This is a genomic window from Litorivita sp. NS0012-18 (assembly GCF_040371945.1).
GTDB lineage: Bacteria > Pseudomonadota > Alphaproteobacteria > Rhodobacterales > Rhodobacteraceae > Litorivita.
This window is the reverse complement of the sequence record NZ_BAABWS010000002.1, coordinates 1-18,034: the sequence shown is the minus strand read 5'-3', so window position 1 is coordinate 18,034 and position 18,034 is coordinate 1. Positions and strand designations below refer to the sequence as shown.

The window sequence follows — 18,034 nt, the reverse complement described above, 5'->3', positions numbered from 1 at the left end:
CTCGGATGCGAGTGTTTAAAATAGGGGACCATTGGGAATTTCTAGAGCGGCCCGCGCCAAAGGTGCATTCGGGGCCGCTTTTCAGGTAAGGAAGACAGATGTCCTGGACCGACGATCGCGTTGAGCTTTTGAAAAAGATGTGGGGCGAGGGCCAATCGGCCAGCCAGATCGCCAAGGAGCTTGGCGGTGTGACCCGCAACGCGGTGATCGGCAAGGTGCACCGCCTTGGCCTGTCCAACCGCTCGGGCGGGGGAAGCGCGGCCAAGGCCGATACCGCCAAAGCCGCCCCCGAAACCAAAGCGGCCAAACCGGCGGCCAAGGCCAAACCGTCCAAACCCGCCGCCGCGCCCAAGGCCGAGCCGGCCAAAGCGCAAAAGGCCGACGAGCCGGTGATCGTGCCCCATACCCGCAAGGCGATCATCCCCGCAGGCCAGCCGTTGCCGCCGCAACCCTCGGCCAATGAGATCAGCCCCGAAGCCTTGGCCAAAGTCTCGGCCATCGAGAAAAAGGCCAAAAAGCTGACGCTGATGGAATTGACCGAGCGGACCTGCAAATGGCCCGTGGGCGATCCCGCGACCCCCGATTTTTGGTTCTGCGGCCTGCCGGTGCAGGCGGGCAAACCCTATTGCGAGGCCCATGTCGGCGTCGCCTTCCAACCGATGTCGAGCCGCCGCGACCGCAAACGCTAAGCGCCAAGACAGGTAAGACAGGCAAGACGCAAAGGGCCGGACGTGACGTTCGGCCTTTTTCTTTGGCCGATCTGCGCGGCCGCCCTTGCCTTGCCCGCCATCCGCCCGCCGTAGTCTTCCCCCCTTGTCATTGCCGCCGCCGCCCCCAAGATTAAAGGCAACAGGCGCAAAGGACGGCTTATGACCCCCTTCTCTCTTCTCGATCTGTCTCCGGTTCCGGCGGGCTTCACCCCTGCGGATGCTTTGGCCAATACCGTCGATCTGGCCCGCCATGCCGAAACCCTCGGCTTTACGCGCTACTGGCTGGCCGAACATCACAACATGCGCGGCATCGCCAGCGCCGCAACGGCGGTTTTGATCGGTCAGGTCGCCGCCCATACCAAAACCATCCGCGTCGGGGCGGGGGGCATCATGTTGCCCAATCACGCGCCTTTGATGGTGGCCGAAGCCTTTGGCACGCTGGCGACGATGTATCCGGACCGCATCGATCTGGGCCTTGGCCGCGCGCCAGGGACCGATATGCTGACCGCGCGGGCGCTGCGCCATGCCCATGACGACGGGTCGGGCTTTCCGCGCGATGTGGCCGAACTCATCGGCTATCTGGGCGATCCCAATGAGGCGGCCAAGGTGCGCGCCGTGCCGGGCGAAGGGACCCATGTGCCGGTCTGGATCCTCGGCTCTTCGCTGTTTGGCGCGCAGCTGGCCGCAGCGCTTGGCCTGCCCTATGCCTTTGCCTCGCATTTCGCCCCTGCGGCTCTGGAGGAGGCGTTATATGTCTACCGGCGCGATTTTCGCCCCTCGAAGCAGCTCGATGCGCCCCATGCGATGATGGCGCTCAATGTCTTTGGCGCGCAGAGCGAGGCCGAGGCGCAATTGCTGCGCACCTCGATGCAGCAAGCCTTTATCAACCTGCGCAGCGGCCGCCCTGGCCCCTTGCCGCGCCCCGATGCGGATTTTGCCAAAGGCACCGATCCGCGCATTCTGGCGGGGGTCGAACAGGCGCTGGCCTGCACCGCTTGCGGCACGCCCGAGATGGTGCAAGAGCAACTGGCGCAACTGATCGATACATTCCGCCCCGACGAAGTAATCATCACCGGCCAGATCCACGACCACGCGGCGCGCAAAGCCTCCTTTGCCATCGCCGCGCAGGCGATGCGGGCGCTTGGCTAACATCTCGGGCCGGCGTAGGTTTTCGAAGTGCCAAAAGCAGGCCGCCGGTTTCACAGCGCCAGCCTTGCTCCGGCTTTCTTCGCCCGCCGTCTTCGCGCCCGCGTCTCAGGCCCGCGCCTCAGGCCCGCGTCGGTGGCGCCTGTCTTCGGCCCCCTGTCTTGCGCCCCTGTCTCGCGCCTCTGTCTCACTCCCCTGTCTTCGGCCCCCTGCCCCCCCGTCTTGCGCGCCGCGCGCCTTGGCCAAAACCGCACCGACGCGATACCGACAAAATACCGACGTGATACCGACAGGCCAAAACGCCCGTCCGCGCCCCCTTCCCAGACCCCGCACATCGGTCTATATCCGCGCCATGAGCAGCAACCCGCCAAACCTCCGCCCCGACCTTGCGCCGCGCGCCAAGATCTCCGATGCCCCCCGCAGCGGCCAGCCGACCATCGGCATGGTCTCGCTCGGCTGTCCCAAGGCTTTGGTCGATAGCGAGCGGATTTTGACCCGCCTGCGCGCCGAAGGTTACGGGATCAGCGCCGATTACGCGGGCGCCGATGCAGTGGTGGTCAACACCTGCGGGTTTCTCGACAGCGCCAAGGCCGAAAGCCTCGAAGCCATCGGCGAGGCGCTCAATGAAAACGGCAAGGTCATCGTCACCGGATGCCTCGGCGCCGAGGAAGATTACATTCGCGGCACCCATCCGCGCGTGCTCGCCGTCACCGGCCCGCACCAATATGAACAGGTGCTCGATGCGGTGCATGCCGCCGTGCCGCCCGACCCCGATCCCTTTGTCGACCTGATGCCCGCCAGCGGCGTCAAACTCACCCCGCGCCACTATAGTTACCTAAAAATTTCAGAGGGTTGCAACCACAAGTGCAAATTCTGCATCATCCCCGACATGCGCGGGAAACTGGCCTCGCGACCGGTGCATGCGGTGCTGCGCGAGGCGGAAAAGCTGGTGCAAAGCGGGGTGCGCGAACTCTTGGTGATCTCGCAAGACACCTCGGCCTACGGGCTGGACCGCAAGTATTCGGCCCATGAGTGGCAGGGCCGCGAGGTGCGCAGCCATATCACCGATCTGGCCCGCGAATTGGGCGCTCTTGGCCCGCAATCGGACCTTTGGGTGCGGCTGCATTATGTCTATCCCTACCCGCATGTGCGCGAGTTGATCCCGCTGATGGCCGATCCGGCCAATGCGCTTTTGCCCTATCTCGACATCCCCTTCCAGCACAGCCACCCTGATGTTCTCAAACGCATGGCGCGCCCTGCGGCGGGGTCGAAAACCCTCACCGAGATCAAAGCATGGCGCGACATTTGCCCCGATATCACCCTGCGCTCGACCTTTATCGTCGGCTATCCCGGTGAGACGGAGGCCGAATTCCAGCACCTTCTCGATTGGATGGACGAGGCCCAACTCGACCGAGTGGGTTGTTTTCAATACGAAAATGTCGCCGGAGCACGGTCCAACGATCTGCCCGATCATGTGCCCGCCGAACTTAAGCAAGAGCGCTGGGACCGTTTTATGGAAAAGGCGCAGGCGATTTCCGAAGCCAAGCTGGCGGCCAAAGTGGGCCGCGTGATGGAGGTCATCGTCGACGACATCGACGCCGACGGCATCGCCACCTGCCGCACCAAATCCGACGCGCCCGAGATCGACGGCAACCTGTTTATCGACGAGGGCACCGAAGGGTTGCAGGTCGGGCAAATCGTCACCGTCGAGGTCGATGAGGCGGGCGAATATGATCTTTGGGGGGCGCTGCGTTAGGGGCGCGGCCCTGCCCCCTGCTCTGCTCCAGCCCTGCCCCAGCGCCCTCAATGGCCGCCCTCCCGCAAGCCGCAGCCACGCAGCACGCGCCAAATGCGGCGCAGGGGCAAATCCTTGCGCAAAACCCCTTGAAGCGCGGCGCGCCAGCGTGTAATTCGGGGCCAGCACATGCGAGGCGCCCCGCCTCGCTTGCCCTGAGCGGGCGTTGTGTAATGGTAAGACCTTAGCCTTCCAAGCTAATGACGCGGGTTCGATTCCCGCCGCCCGCTCCATCCCTCCCCTGCGGCACTACTGGCACCCCGTTTTCATGCGCCATTGCGCTTGATTTGGGCGGCTTTGCCGCGCTTCAATCCCTATCCGCGAAAACGCATAAAGGCCGCCGAAGCGACCTTTATGACCTTATTTATAAGGGGCTTATTTGCTGCGGCGCGGGACCGCGTTGCCGCCTTTGGCGGGCGGTTTACCCTTGCCTTTCCCCGCGGGTTTTCCGCCCGTTTTACCGGCGAATTTCGATCCGGCGCGGGGCTTGGCGGGTTTGCCGTCGGGGCTAAAGCGTTTGGAGGCATCGCTGGCATCAGCGCGCGGTTTGCCCGCAGCCTTGCCCGTTGGTTTACCCGCCGGTTTGCCATCGGGCTTGCCGCCGAATTTCCCCGCAGGTTTGGCGCCATATTTCGCCGCCCCCTTGCCGCTGCCCGCCGGTTTGCCGCCCGATTTACCGCCCGCAGGCTTGTCCGCCCCGCGCGGTTTTGCATCGCCCTTGGGCGTGGGATAGGGCGCGGCCTCGGCGTTCCAGACGCGTTTCGTCTTGCCAGGTGTATTGCCTTCTTTGTCTTTGACGTGGCGCGGTTTGCGCTCTTGCGCGCCGCTGTCCAGCGGGTCGTAACCCTTGGCGGGCTTGTCGCCGCGCGGCTTGTCAGCATAGGGCTTTTTGTCAGCGTAAGGCTTTTTGTCGCCAAAGGATTTTTTGTCGCCGTAAGGCTTTTTATCGCCCCGCGGCTTATCCCCGTAGGGTTTATCGCCGCGCGGTTTGTCAAAGCGTTTGCCGCCCGCAGGTTTGTCGCCAAACCGTTTGGGACCGCGCTCTTGCGGCGCGAATTCCGGCGTCCCGTCAATACGTTTGACCTTGCCGCCTTCTTCAAGCTCCATCGGATCGCCCAAGGAGGCGACAAACCCGTCGGCGCTGCTTTCCAAGATTTCGAAATAGGTCTCGGTCGGCTGGATGCGGATCGCGCCGATGTCGTCCTTGGTCAATCCGCCCATGCGGCAAATCAGCGGCAAGAGCCAGCGCGGCTCGGCGTTCTTGTTGCGCCCGATCGAGACCGAAAACCACACGCCAGGGCCGAATTGCGTGGCGGGGCGGCGCTCGGGGCGGCTGTCGGGATCGGCCAGTTCTTCGGGCGCCGATTGGCGGGTGCGATAGAGGCGCAAATAGGCGGCGGCGATCTCTTGCGGCTCGTGCATGGCGAGCAATTTATCGGCAAAGGCGCTTTCTTCGGGGGTCACCGCTTCGGCCCAGACCGGATCGGAGAGCAAGCGCGCTTCGTCCTTTTCGGCCACTTCGGCGGCCGAGGGCGGCGCGGCCCATGTGGCCTCCAGCTTGGCGAAATGCAAAAGGCGCTCGGCCTTTTTGCGCACTTTGGGCGGCACGATCAGGGCGGAGACGCCCTTGCGCCCCGCGCGGCCCGTGCGGCCCGAACGGTGCAGCAAGGTTTCGTGGTTCGATGGCAATTCGGCGTGGACCACCAATTCGAGGTTGGGCAAATCGATGCCGCGCGCCGCCACATCAGTGGCCACGCAAACGCGGGCGCGCCCGTCGCGCATGGCCTGAAGCGCGTTGCTGCGCTCGGTCTGGGTCAATTCGCCCGACAGGGCCACAACGGAAAAGCCGCGGTTGGACAGGCGCGAGGTCATCCGCGCGACCATAGCGCGGGTGTTGCAGAACACGATGGCATTGGGCGCCTCGAAAAAGCGCAGCACGTTGATGATGGCGTTTTCGGCGTCTTGCGGCGCGACTTGCAGCGCGCGGTATTCGATATCGGAGTGCTGGCGCGCCTCGCCTGCGGTGGTGATGCGCTGCGCGTCTTTTTGATAGGATTTCGCCAGTTGCGCGATGGTTTTGGGCACGGTGGCCGAGAACATCAATGTGCGGCGGCTGTCGGGCGATTCCGACAAGATAAACTCCAGATCCTCGCGAAAGCCCAGATCGAGCATCTCGTCGGCCTCGTCCAGAACCACGGCGCGGATATCATCCAGATCAATCGTGCCGCGTTTGACGTGATCGACCAAACGGCCTGGCGTGGCGACGACGATATGCGCGCCGCGCTCGAGGGCGCGGCGTTCGTCGCGCATGTCCATACCGCCCACGCAAGAGGCGACAACCGCCCCCGCCTGACCATAAAGCCAGAGCAATTCGCGTTTCACCTGCATGGCCAATTCGCGGGTCGGCGCGATGACCAGCGCCAAAGGCGCGGCGGCGCGGCCAAAACGGCCATCCTCTTGCAAGATCGTCGGCGCAATGGCGAGGCCGAAGCCCACGGTTTTGCCCGATCCGGTTTGCGCCGAGACCAGAAGGTCGGCCTCGGCAAGCGCGGGGTCGAGCACCGCTTCTTGCACCGGTGTAAGGCTTTCGTAGCCTTGGGCAGCCAGAGCGGCGGCAAGGGTCGGGATCACGGCGGCTTCGATCACGGGCAGAACTCTCTTTTCAGGATGGGCGGTCGGTTTGGGGCGGGCATGGGTCGGCGCTTTTGCGCGGCGGGCGGCGCATATGGCACCAAGCGCCCGCTCATACGCGCCCTTTGGGGGCTTGTATAGCCTTATTTACTCGCAAATTCCATGGAGTTTGGCGATTGCGGCGGCGGCGGCGCCTGCCCCTAGGTCACATAGGAGTTACGCGGTTTGGGTTGATATTCATGCCCAGCTATGGTGTCATGCTGCCGTGCTTCAGAGGCGGGAACACCAAAGATTTGTCCCCGCGATCAGAAGAAATCGCCCGTGAGGGGTGGTGACCTGAGACGTTCAAGGGAGGGCGTTTTAGGCTAAACTCACGAGAGATGAGAGATTACATGAAAATCAACTATACACTCGCGGCCTCCGCGCTTGGACTTTTTGCATCTATGGGTGCTGCTGCGGCCGAAGACTGCGGCCGCGTCACCATGGCGGAAATGAACTGGGCCTCGGCCGAGATGATGGCCAATGTCGACAAAATCATTCTGGAAGAGGGCTATGGCTGTGATGTCGAGCTGATCCCAGGTGCGACGACCACGACCTTTGCCTCGATGAACGAAAAGGGCGAGCCCGATGTCGCAGGCGAGCTTTGGATCAACGCGGTGCGTGATCCGCTCATGGCGGCGATCGGCGAAGGCCGTTTGCATGCGGTCAACGACGGTCCGATCACCGAACTTGGCGAAGGCTGGTGGGTGACACCGAAATTTGCCGCCGATCACCCCGAATTGGACACGGTTGAAAAGCTGCTCGCGCGGCCTGACCTCTTCCCCTATGCCGAAGATGCCTCCAAGGGCGCCTTCGTCGGCTGCCCCGCCGGTTGGGGCTGCCAGTTGGTGAATGCCAACCTCTACCGCGCCTTTGGCATGGAAGACAAAGGCTGGGTTCTGGTTGATCCGGGTTCTGCTGCGGGTCTGGACGGATCGATGGCCAAGGCTGTCGAGCGCGACGAGAACTGGTTCGGCTACTACTGGTCGCCCACGGCGATCATCGGCAAATACGGCATGAAAATGCTGCCCTTCGAGGCGGAATTTGCGGGCCGCGAAAACTGGGACGGCTGCGTTGCCTTGGCCGAACAGGATTGCGCCGATCCCAAGCCGACCGCATGGACCGTTTCGGAAGTGAACTCGGTGATCACCGACCGCTTTAAAGAAGCTGGCGGCCCTGCGGTGGATTACCTTGGCACACGCGTCTTCCCCGGCCCGATCATGAACGAAATGCTCGTTTACATGGCCGACAACCAAGCCGGCGGTGAAGATGCGGCTTTCGAATTCCTCGAAAAGCATCAAGACATCTGGACCAAATGGGTCCCCGCCGATGTGGCAGAAAAGATCAAATCGGCGCTCTAAGCGTTTGAGATGAGACATACCGCCCGCGCCGGAGCTTCTCCGGCGCGGGTTTTTTGCAAGCAAAACAACAATAATACGGGGGGCCAGCCATGAGTTGGACCGAATTTCCCGAGATGGGGCGCACCGATCTGCGCGACCTGAAAAAGGGTATCGACGCGAGCTTTCGCGAATTTTCACGCGCCTATGGCGAGAGCCTCGAGGCGTTCTTCAATCCGCTTTTGCAATTCATGATCTGGTTCGAGCGGCTGCTTCTTGCCACGCCTTGGCCGATCATTCTGGCCGTGGTTGCGGGTTTTTCCTACCTCGGCTCGCGCAGCTGGAAGATCACCGTTGGTGCGGTTTTGGCCTTTTTGGCCATTGGATATCTGGGCATGTGGGAAGACACGATGGCAACGCTGGCCATTGTTCTGGTCGCCACGATGGTCTGTATCGCGGTGGGCATTCCCATCGGCATCTTGATGGCGCGCTATAACCGTGCGCAATCGCTGATCACGCCGGTTCTGGACATCATGCAAACCATTCCGTCTTTTGTCTATCTGATCCCTGTTGTCATGCTTTTGGGCATTGGCAAGGTTCCGGGGCTTTTGGCCGTGTGCATCTATGCGGTGCCGCCGATTGTGCGCCTGACCAACCTTGGCATCCGCCTTGTGGACCGCGAGGTTCTGGAGGCCGCCGATGCCTTTGGCGCCAACTACCGACAAAAGCTCTTCGGGGTGCAAATCCCGCTGGCCCTGCCCAATATTTTCGCAGGTGTTAACCAGACGATCATGATGGCGCTGTCGATGGTGGTGATTGCCTCGATGATCGGCGTCAAAGGTTTGGGCGTGCCGGTTTTGCGCGCGATTTCAAACCAATATCTGGCGCTTGGCCTGATGAACGGGCTGGCGATTGTGGTGCTGGCGATCATCATCGACCGCGTCACGCAAAGCTATGGCCGCCGCTTGCAGGCCCACCGCAATGGAGGCGATCATGGCTGATCAAGAGAACATCAAAGTTAAAATCAAGAACCTCTACAAGGTCTTTGGCGATGACCCGCAAAGCGTCATCGGCGAGGTCCAAGAAGGCATGGGCAAGCCGGAGCTTTTGGAAAAGCACGGTCATGTTTTGGGCCTTAACAACATCTCGCTGGAAATCCCCGAGCGTAAGATTCAGGTCATCATGGGCCTGTCTGGGTCGGGCAAATCGACGCTGATCCGCCATATCAACCGTTTGATCGAGCCCACTGCGGGCGAAATCTGGATCGACGGGGCGGATGTTTTGTCGATGGACGAGGCGGCGCTGCGCGATTTGCGGCGGTTCAAAACCTCGATGGTGTTCCAGAAATTCGCGCTTTTGCCGCACCGCACGGTGCAGCAGAACGTCGAATACGGGCTGAAAATCCAAGGCGTGGCCGATGGCGAGGCGCATGAGCGTTCGGCCCGCTGGATCGAACGTGTGGGATTGGCGGGGTTCGAGGACCACTATCCGGGGCAGCTTTCGGGCGGGATGCAGCAACGCGTCGGCCTTGCCCGCGCCTTGGCGACGGATGCGGAAATCCTGCTGATGGACGAGGCGTTTTCGGCGCTTGATCCGCTCATCCGCACCGATATGCAAAACATCCTTCTCGACCTGCAAGAGGAGCTGCATAAGACCATCATCTTCATCACCCACGATCTTGATGAAGCTTTGCGCATTGGTGACAACATCGCGATTTTGCGCGATGGCGCGGTGATCCAAGAGGGCGATCCGCAGCAGATCATCATGAAACCGGCGGATGATTACATCACGGATTTCATCCGCGACATCAACCGCTCCAAGGTGATCAAGGTGCGCTCGATCATGAAGCGCGGCGTGCCCTCGGGCACGGGAGCGCAGATCGCGGCCGACACCTCGCTGGAGGCGGCTTTGGCCCCGCTCAATGCCGCCGAGGGCAACACCTGCACCGTGGTGGACAAGAGCGGCGCGCCGGTGGGCACCGTCTCTTTGAGCAGCGCCATTGCCGCGCTGACCCCGCCCAAAAGCGAAGAGCCTGCAGCGATGCAATATTGATCCGCAGCGCATATCCAACAAAGGGCCGTCCGGATCAGGGCGGCCCTTTGCAATTGCGCGCACCGGTTTCAAACGGCTTTTCCCTTGGCGCGCGGGGGCGCGTTGCTATGGTATCGGGGACGGCAACGCAGAGGAGCGCAAGATGACAGGGCTGGCCTTTTGGGCGCATATCCTCAAAAACACATGGCTGCAGATCGACGAGCGCAACCTCGGCCTGATCGCCGCAGGGGTCGGGTTTTTCGCCATGCTGGCGATATTTCCGGGCATCGCGGCAGTGATCGCGCTTTGGGGTTTTGTGTCTGACCCCTCGGTGGTGGCGGGGCAAATGGAATTGCTGCGCCCGCTCCTGCCGCCCGATGTGTTCGATTTGATCAACGGGCAGGTCGAGGGCGTGATCGGTCAAGGGCGCGGCACTTTGGGCTGGGCGAGCCTCCTGTCCGTCGGGTTCGCGCTCTGGTCGGCGCGCGCGGGCGTGGGGGCAATGATGCGCGGGATGAACGAGATTTACCGCAAGCGCAACCGCTCCAGCTTGCGCCACTATTTTGCGGCCAGCGTGATGACCTTGGGGCTTGTGGGCGTGTCTTTGGTGGCGCTGGCGGCGATTGTCGTGGTGCCCGTGGCGATGAATTTCGTCCCGCTCAAGCTGGAAACCGCCAGCTATATCAACATCCTGCGCTGGATGGCCGCGCTTGGCGCGCTTTTGGCGGGGATCGGGATGATCTACCGCTATGGCCCGAACCGGCGCGGCGCGCGTCCGACGATGATCTTGCCTGGTGTGGTCTTGGCGGTGCTGCTCTGGGGGGCGGTATCGGCGGCGTTTTCCACCTATCTGACCAATTTTGGCAATTATAACGAGGTTTACGGCTCGATCGGGGCGGTGATTGCGCTGCTGGTCTGGCTCTATCTGAGCGCCTTTCTGGTGCTGCTGGGCGCGGTGCTCAATGCCGAGATCGAACGGCAATTGATCGCCCGCGAGATGGGCAAGGCGCGCAGGGCCTGACGGGAGCAAAGCGCCACGACCTCAAGACGGCGATGCGCCCACGACCTGCGGGCGATGCGCGCGCTCTAGACGCCGTGATAGTCCCGATACCATTCGACGAAACGCGCCACGCCCTCGGCCACGGGAGTTTGCGGCGCATAGCCCGTCAGGGATTTGATCAAATCGGCATTGGCCCAAGTGGCCGGCACATCGCCCGCCTGCATCGGCATCATGTTCTTGATCGCCTCGCGCCCCGTGGCGGCCTCGATGGCCTCGATAAACTCCATCAAAGGCACGGCGGTGGAATTGCCGATATTGACCACACGAAAGGGGGCGACGGGCGAGAGGCTGTCGCCGTTTGGCACAGGCGCATCGGGGCCCTCGGGGCGCTGGGGCGCGGCCTGCATCAACAGGCGAATGCCTTCGACCAGATCGGTGACATAGGTGAAATCGCGCTGCATTTGCCCGTGGTTATACACGTCGATGGCCTCGCCCGCCAAAATCGCGCGGGTGAATTTGAACAGCGCCATATCGGGCCGCCCCCACGGGCCATAAACCGTGAAAAACCGGAACATCGTCGTCGGCAGCGCGTAAAGATGCGCGTAGGAATGGGCCATCGCCTCGTTCGATTTCTTGGTCGCGGCGTAAAAGGACATCTGTGTGTCGGCCTTGTCGGTCTCGGCATATGGCATCTGCGTATTGGCGCCGTAGGCCGAGGAGGTCGAGGCCAAAAGCATATGCGCGGGCGGATGGGCGCGCGCGGCCTCCAGCAATTCGAAGGTGCCGATCAGGTTGGCCTCCAGATAGGCGCGCGGGTTGTCGATGGAATAGCGCACCCCCGCCTGCGCCGCGAGATGGACGACGAAATCGGGTTTGGCTTCGGCAAATATCTCCATCAGCAGGCCGGGCGCCTCGACCTTGCCGCGCCGGAAGGTAAACCCCGCCTGCGGCTCCAGCTGCGCCAGACGCGCCTCTTTGAGGGCCACGTCATAGTAGTCGTTCATGCTGTCGAGACCCACCACCCGCATCCCTTGGCCAAGCAAGGCCGTTGCGAGGTGAAAGCCGATAAACCCCGCCGCCCCTGTGATCAGGACGGTCGGCGCGGGCGAGGAGGAAGAAGAGGTCATCGAAAAAGCCTTTTGGCACTGCGGTCAGAACGGGCCTTTTTTGCGCGCGCTGCGCCGCCTTGGCAAGGCGCAAGGCGGCGCGGGGGGATGAATCGCGCCGACCTGCGACAAAAGCGCGGCATGTGCGCGCTTGACCCCAATGGCGCGCGTTGCGATGTAGCGTGACGCATTCGCAAGGAACCCAATATGGCACGCACCCCGACCCCCACAGGCACCGAGGCCGAGCGCGAAAAATCAAAACGCGTTGGCGCCTTGTCGCAACTGCGCCCGTTTCTGGCCCCCTACCGGTGGATGGTCGCCTTTGCGGGGCTGGCTTTGGTGCTCACGGCGGGGGTGTCTTTGACATTGCCGCTCGCGGTGCGCCGCGTGATCGACAGTTTCGGCTCGGACAGCGTGGCGATTTTGGATCAGTATTTCGGCGCGGCTTTGGGGTTGGCGGCGCTTTTGGCGGTGGGCACGGGGCTGCGCTATGCTTTGGTGACGCGTCTGGGCGAGCGGGTCGTGGCCGATATCCGCAAGGCGGTGTTCGACCGCATCATCGGCATGAGCCCCGTGTTCTTCGAGCGCATCATGACCGGCGAGGTCCTGTCGCGCATCACCACCGACACGACGCTGATCCTGTCGGTGATCGGCTCGTCGATCTCGGTGGCGCTGCGCAATGTGTTGATCTTGTTCGGCGGCATTGTGTTCATGCTGTTTACCTCGGCCAAGCTGACCGGATTGGTCTTGCTGATCGTGCCTGCGGTGATCATTCCGATCCTGACCTTGGGGCGCAAGCTGCGCGCGCAAAGCCGCGAGAACCAAGACTGGATCGCGGCCTCGTCGGGGTCGGCCTCCGAGGCGCTGTTGAGCGTGCAAACCGTGCAGGCCTTCACCCACGAGCGCCAGACCCGCAAGGAGTTCTCGGAGGTGACCGAGAAATCCTATGACGTGGCGCGCCGCCGGATCACCACCCGCGCGGCCATGACAGTGATCGTGATTTTCCTCGTCTTTGCGGGGGTTGTGGGCGTTTTGTGGATCGGCGCGCGCGATGTGCGCGGCGGCGATATGAGCGCGGGCGCCTTGGTGCAATTTGTGTTCTACGCCGTCATGGTCGCCGGATCGGTCGCCGCCCTGTCGGAAATCTGGGGCGAATTGCAACGCGCCGCGGGGGCGACCGAGCGTTTGGTCGAATTGCTGCGCGCCGAGGATGCGGTGCAAGACCCCGCCGATCCCGCCCCCCTGCCCGATGCGGTCCAAGGCGAGATCCGGTTCGAAAAGGTCGGGTTCAATTACCCCTCGCGCCCCGATATTCCCGCGCTCAAAGACGTGGACCTTGTCATCCATCCGGGCGAGACGGTGGCCTTGGTCGGTCCCTCGGGCGCGGGCAAAACCACCATTATCCAGATGATCCAACGCTTCTATGATCCGCAATCGGGGCGCGTGTGCCTTGACGGGGTGGACCTGCGCGATATGCGCCGCGACGGGTTTCGCCGTGTCATGGCCTTGGTGCCGCAAGACCCTGTGATCTTTGCCGCCTCGGCGCGCGACAATATCCGCTTTGGCTGGCCCGAGGCCTCGGACGCCGAGGTGGAATCGGCCGCGCGCGCCGCCAATGCGCATGAGTTCATCAGCGCCCTGCCCGAAGGATATGGCACATATGTGGGCGAACGCGGCGTGATGCTGTCGGGTGGACAAAAGCAGCGCATCGCCATTGCGCGGGCGATCTTGCGCGATGCGCCGGTGCTGTTGCTCGACGAGGCGACCAGCGCCTTGGACGCCGAAAGCGAGCGCGCGGTGCAATTGGCCGTCGACGAATTGGCGCAAAACCGCACCACGGTGATCGTCGCGCACCGTCTGGCCACGGTCAAAAAGGCCGACCGGATTGTGGTCATGGAAGGCGGGCGCATTGTCGCCACGGGCACCCATGACGCCTTGGTCGCCGAAGGCGGGCTTTATGCGCGTTTGGCCAAATTGCAATTCACCGACGGGTCGGGCACGGCCTAAATTCCCCGCACGAATGGTTAAAATTGTCTTGCGCCTGTCATGAGCCGGCGCAAAGATAAGCCTGTCTAGTAAAGGGAGATACCTATGGGACTTTTCAGTTTTTTCAAACGGTCCGGCAAGAAGATCAAGAGCGCAGATGAGACGCCCAGCGCCGAGGACCTGAAAAAGGAAGTCGCCGATCTGGGTCTGGATGCCGAGGGCGTGGAGATCACGGTCGAAGGCGATAAGGTCAAGGTTAGTGGCAGCGCCGTGAGCCAAGAAGCCAAAGAGAAGATCATTCTTGCGGTGGGCAACGTCGAAGGTGTCGCCGAAGTCGAGGATGACGCGGGCGGCGAGGAGCCGAAATTCCACACGGTTGAAAAGGGCGATACGCTTTGGGCGATTGCCGCGAAAACCATGGGCAATGGCGCGAAATACGAAGAGATTTTCGAGGCCAACAAGCCGATGCTCACCCATCCCGATAAGATCTATCCCGGTCAGGTGCTGCGCATTCCGTCGTAAGCGCGCGCAAGACGACAAACGCCAAGGACCGCCCCGCCGCCGCGTTGGGCGGTCCTTTTTGTGATCGCGCGGGCCAAAAGGGCGCGCCGCGCGCGCCAAAGCGGCACCATTGCACCGCGCAATCGCCCGTTCAGCCACCTAACGTGACGTCCCTGACCTGCTCAACTCTTGCGTAACGCGATCAACCCTACCATGCTGCGACGAAGGTCTTGTGCGACACTTTGCGCAGGCCACAGGTTTGGCGCGTGGGGTCGCGCTGTTTAGGGGAGGACACTATGACAAACACATTCGCTAATTATGCCGACGGGCTGCGCATCCAGAACGAGATGCCCTATACCAGCCGCGATTTGCCGCGCTCGGTTTATGAAATCCTGACCCGCACGCGCGACAAGTTCCCCAATCAAGAAGCGATCTCTTTCCAGTTGCTCTCCGGTGCGACCGACAAGGCCGAAACGCTGAGCTATACCCAGCTGCATGAAAAAGTCTGCCAAGCGGCGAACCTGTTTCGCAAATTGGGCGTGGGCGAGACAGATGTCGTCGCGCTGATCCTGCCCAACTCGAACGAGACGGTGATTGCCACGCTGGCGGGCTGTGTTGCGGGGATCGTCAATCCGATCAACCCGATGCTCGAACCCGAGCAGATCGCCGCGATTTTGCGCGAAACCAATGCCAAGGTTGTGGTGACGCTGAAGACCTTCCCGAAAACCGATCTGGCCGAGAAAGCCGCCGAAGCGGTGCGCCATGCGCCCAATGTGCATACGGTGCTTGAGGTGGATTTGAACCGCTATCTGACCCCGCCGAAAAGCTGGATCGTGCCGCTGATCCGTCCGAAAAATCCCGGCGGTCACCATGCCGATGTCAAAAGCTTTATCGGCGAGGCACGCAAGATGCCCAAGACGTTGAGCTTTGAGGACAATGTCACCGACGACCGCGTTGCGGCCTATTTCCACACCGGCGGCACCACGGGCATGCCCAAGGTCGCACAGCACAAGAACTCCGGCATCGTTTACAACGGCTGGGTCGGATCGACGCTGCTTTATACCGAAGTGGACAACATCATCTGCCCGCTGCCGATGTTCCACGTCTTTGCCTGCCATGTGATTTTGATGTCGGCCTTGTCCGCTGGCGCGCATGTGGTGTTCCCGACCCCTGCGGGGTATCGCGGCGACGGGGTGTTCGACAATTTCTGGAAGCTGTGCGAGCGGTGGAAAATCACCTTTGCGATCACCGTTCCGACGGCGATTTCGGCGCTGATGCAGCGCCCCGTGGATGCGGATCTTTCGGCGTTGAAAACCGCGTTCTCCGGCTCGGCCCCCTTGCCTCAAGAGCTGTTCAACCGCTTCGAGAAGGCGACCGGCGTCGGCATCGTCGAGGGCTATGGTTTGACCGAGGCGACCTGCCTTGTGTCGTGCAACCCTGTGGACGGCGAAAAGCGCATCGGCTCGGTCGGCCATCCCTTCCCCTATACGGATGTGAAAATCTTCCGCGACACGCCGGACGGGCCGGTCGAATGCGCCACCGACGAGGTCGGCGAGATTTGCGTCTCCAACCCCGGCGTGTTTGCGGGCAATACCTATACCGAGGAGGCCAAGAACAAGGACCTCTACCACCACGGCGAATATCTGCGCACCGGTGATCTGGGCCGGATGGATGCGGATATGTATCTGTGGATCACCGGACGGGCCAAGGATCTGATCATCCGCGGCGGTCACAACATCGACCCCGCCGAGATCGAAGAGGCGCTTTTGGCCCATGAGGCCGTCGGTTTTGCCGGTGCCATCGGCCAGCCCGACCAACACGCGGGCGAAGTGCCTTGCGCCTATGTCGAATTGGTCGGCGGCGCGAGCGTGACGCCCGAAGAGTTGATCAAACATTGCAAGGTGCACATCCACGAACGCGCGGCGATGCCCAAATATATCGAGGTGATGCCCGAATTGCCCAAAACCGCCGTGGGCAAGGTCTTCAAACCCGACCTGCGCAAATCCGCGATCAAACGCATCTTTGACGCTGCGCTCAAAGAGGCCGGTCACGACGCCGAGGTCGCCTCGGTCACCGAAGACAAAAAACGCGGCCTCGTGGCACATATCAAAGCCGCAAACGGCGCCGACCGCGACGCCATCGGCCAGCTGCTTGGCGAATTCGTCTATGCCCATGATTGGGCCGAATAGGCCTCGATCCAAATAGAAGACACCGCAGGCGGCGCAAAATGCGCCGCCTGTTTTTGTTTGTGGGAGGGTGCGCGGCGCATAACGGGCGGGCGGGCGCAGATTTTCAAACCTTCACGATATCGCCTCGAAAGCCGGCACCTTTTGCGTCAGCGCCCTTGGCCCCCACCAAGGCTAGCACCTGAGCGCATCCACCATTTTCTGAAGGCAATAGCCGCCCATACGCCTTCGGCCAACATGAACGGGTAGGAGCCGATCACAAAAGCGTAGACTGCCGCGACCGCGCAAGAGATCGCGAAGGCCAGCGTAAACACCGGCCCGCGCTCTTCCAGCGCATAGCAGGTCACCATCGAGATGACGGCCAAAAGACCAATAAGTTCAATCATCGCGTTTGCATCGGGCTGCTGTCACGTCACAGTCGGCAAAGCTGTCACAGCGGCATGTTTCAAGTGCCGCGAGGATTTTGTCGATCCGCTCTAGCGTTGCAATCCGCTCGCGAATGGTTTGGCGGTGCTTTGCCGCGACCTCGGCCATCTCCGCGTTGCCCCACCGATCGCGTAACAACGTGGATATCTCCGCCAACTTCAACCCAAGCGCCTGCGCGTCACGGACAAACTCGACTGCGCGCAAATCCCTTTGAGAATACACCCGATCGCGTCCAATTCGCTTTGGCTTGGGGATAATGCCACGTTTTTCATAGTAACGGATCGTCGATATCGGGAGTCCGGTTCTATTGGCCACGCCTGATATTCTCATGAAGCAATCCTTAGCAGTTCTTCTTGACGTATTTAATCAACAGATAGCCAAGCGCCAGTATCGCCGCGACAATTAAAGCCGCTTCTATGCCGGCGCTCAGAAGCGCCCCCGTTGTAACCCCGACAAGGCCAAAAGCAATGAGCACGGGGGGAACGGCACAACACATGGCGCAAAACGCGATAAACCCCGCGCCATATTTTGCACGCTTTGCACGGCGCGATGCCTTGCCCGCCGAGCACCCGCATGACGGCCCAGAGGCCCCGTCAAGCGAACAGGTATCGCCACAATCAGAGTTGGAAGATTTTGCGGTCATGTTGATCTCCTTTGCATGATCAACACGGCCCTAACCTATGAACCTTGGTTCATAGCAAGTCAAAAATCCGCAGCGCGGAGCGCGGCGATGGGCGTGTATTTATCACATTTTCGATGGTCAAACCGCCGCGGGTCAGGTGTTTTGAACTGGCCTGCGCATTTCGCGCTCAAAGAGGCCGGTCACAAGGCCGAGGTCGCCTCGGTCACCGAAGACAAGAAACGCGGCCTCGTGGCACATATCAAAGCCGCAAACGGCGCCGACCGCGACGCCATCGGCCAGCGGCTTGGCGAATTCGTCTATGCCCATGATTGGGCCGAATAGGCCTCGATCCACGTAGAAGACACCGCAGGCGGCGCAAAATGCGCCGCCTGTTTTCGTTTGTGGGAGGGTGCGAATACCAAGAGGTGAAGGGGGGGTATGGGGGACTTTGCGGTCGTTGATCAAATTGAGTGAAGCGCGGAGATGACTGCGTTTTGAGTAGTCTCGCGGGAGAGCTT

15 protein-coding genes and 1 tRNA gene are annotated in these 18,034 nt (G+C 61.7%); 12 read left to right on the top strand and 4 right to left on the bottom strand.

The window, feature by feature from the left end:
- Positions 1-98: 98 nt before the first annotated feature.
- The 4 genes from ABWV64_RS09640 to ABWV64_RS09625 all read left to right on the top strand — a co-directional run bounded on the left by ABWV64_RS09640 (position 99) and on the right by ABWV64_RS09625 (position 3,884).
- The gene (locus ABWV64_RS09640; protein WP_353344638.1) at positions 99-689 is read left to right on the top strand and encodes a GcrA family cell cycle regulator; all 591 of its coding nucleotides are present in this window, start codon (positions 99-101) and stop codon (positions 687-689) included.
- Positions 690-869: 180 nt separating this feature from the next.
- On the top strand, positions 870-1,859 hold the full coding sequence (locus ABWV64_RS09635) for an LLM class flavin-dependent oxidoreductase (protein WP_353344636.1): 990 nt from the start codon (positions 870-872) through the stop codon (positions 1,857-1,859).
- A 349-nt stretch (positions 1,860-2,208) separates the two neighbouring features.
- On the top strand, positions 2,209-3,612 hold the full coding sequence (gene rimO, locus ABWV64_RS09630) for a 30S ribosomal protein S12 methylthiotransferase RimO (protein WP_353344634.1): 1,404 nt from the start codon (positions 2,209-2,211) through the stop codon (positions 3,610-3,612).
- 198 nt (positions 3,613-3,810) lie between these two features.
- Positions 3,811-3,884, top strand: a tRNA-Gly gene (locus tag ABWV64_RS09625).
- A gap of 142 nt (positions 3,885-4,026) precedes the next feature.
- On the opposite strand, the gene ABWV64_RS09620 is transcribed toward ABWV64_RS09625, so the two are convergent.
- On the bottom strand, positions 4,027-6,282 hold the full coding sequence (locus ABWV64_RS09620; protein ID WP_353345897.1) for a DEAD/DEAH box helicase: 2,256 nt from the start codon (positions 6,280-6,282) through the stop codon (positions 4,027-4,029).
- 392 nt (positions 6,283-6,674) lie between these two features.
- Between ABWV64_RS09620 and ABWV64_RS09615 the strand changes: the two genes are divergently transcribed.
- From ABWV64_RS09615 to ABWV64_RS09600, 4 genes are all read left to right on the top strand, one after another.
- Entirely contained in the window at positions 6,675-7,682 is a 1,008-nt protein-coding gene (locus ABWV64_RS09615) for an ABC transporter substrate-binding protein (protein WP_353344632.1), read from the top strand.
- 89 nt (positions 7,683-7,771) lie between these two features.
- Entirely contained in the window at positions 7,772-8,659 is an 888-nt protein-coding gene (locus tag ABWV64_RS09610; protein WP_353344630.1) for an ABC transporter permease, read from the top strand.
- Positions 8,652-9,710 (top strand): quaternary amine ABC transporter ATP-binding protein, encoded by a 1,059-nt coding sequence (locus ABWV64_RS09605; RefSeq protein WP_353344628.1) that lies wholly within the window; start codon positions 8,652-8,654, stop codon positions 9,708-9,710. The genes ABWV64_RS09610 and ABWV64_RS09605 overlap by 8 nt, the downstream gene beginning before the upstream one ends.
- A 142-nt stretch (positions 9,711-9,852) precedes the next feature.
- Positions 9,853-10,710, top strand: coding sequence for a YihY/virulence factor BrkB family protein (locus tag ABWV64_RS09600; RefSeq protein ID WP_353344626.1), 858 nt, complete (start codon positions 9,853-9,855; stop codon positions 10,708-10,710).
- A 65-nt stretch (positions 10,711-10,775) separates the two neighbouring features.
- Here the strand turns inward: ABWV64_RS09600 and ABWV64_RS09595 are convergent, their stop codons facing one another.
- The gene (locus tag ABWV64_RS09595; protein ID WP_353344624.1) at positions 10,776-11,816 is read right to left on the bottom strand and encodes an NAD-dependent epimerase/dehydratase family protein; all 1,041 of its coding nucleotides are present in this window, start codon (positions 11,814-11,816) and stop codon (positions 10,776-10,778) included.
- Between the two features lie 186 nt (positions 11,817-12,002).
- Between ABWV64_RS09595 and ABWV64_RS09590 the strand changes: the two genes are divergently transcribed.
- The 3 genes from ABWV64_RS09590 to ABWV64_RS09580 all read left to right on the top strand — a co-directional run bounded on the left by ABWV64_RS09590 (position 12,003) and on the right by ABWV64_RS09580 (position 16,471).
- Positions 12,003-13,802: an ABC transporter transmembrane domain-containing protein gene (locus ABWV64_RS09590; protein WP_353344622.1), complete on the top strand. Its 1,800-nt coding sequence runs from the start codon at positions 12,003-12,005 to the stop codon at positions 13,800-13,802.
- Between the two features lie 84 nt (positions 13,803-13,886).
- Positions 13,887-14,303, top strand: coding sequence for a peptidoglycan-binding protein LysM (lysM, locus tag ABWV64_RS09585; RefSeq protein WP_353344620.1), 417 nt, complete (start codon positions 13,887-13,889; stop codon positions 14,301-14,303).
- A 275-nt stretch (positions 14,304-14,578) separates the two neighbouring features.
- Positions 14,579-16,471 (top strand): acyl-CoA synthetase, encoded by a 1,893-nt coding sequence (locus ABWV64_RS09580; RefSeq protein WP_353344618.1) that lies wholly within the window; start codon positions 14,579-14,581, stop codon positions 16,469-16,471.
- Between the two features lie 146 nt (positions 16,472-16,617).
- On the opposite strand, the gene ABWV64_RS09575 is transcribed toward ABWV64_RS09580, so the two are convergent.
- Together ABWV64_RS09575 and ABWV64_RS09570 are read right to left on the bottom strand one after the other, a co-directional pair.
- Positions 16,618-16,854 (bottom strand): hypothetical protein, encoded by a 237-nt coding sequence (locus ABWV64_RS09575; RefSeq protein ID WP_353344616.1) that lies wholly within the window; start codon positions 16,852-16,854, stop codon positions 16,618-16,620.
- Positions 16,847-17,224, bottom strand: coding sequence for a MerR family transcriptional regulator (locus ABWV64_RS09570; RefSeq protein WP_353344614.1), 378 nt, complete (start codon positions 17,222-17,224; stop codon positions 16,847-16,849). Before ABWV64_RS09570 ends, ABWV64_RS09575 begins: the two co-directional genes overlap by 8 nt.
- 454 nt (positions 17,225-17,678) lie before the next feature.
- Between ABWV64_RS09570 and ABWV64_RS09565 the strand changes: the two genes are divergently transcribed.
- Positions 17,679-17,858, top strand: a complete 180-nt coding sequence (locus ABWV64_RS09565) for a hypothetical protein (protein ID WP_353344612.1) — start codon at positions 17,679-17,681, stop codon at positions 17,856-17,858.
- Positions 17,859-18,034 lie beyond the last annotated feature (176 nt).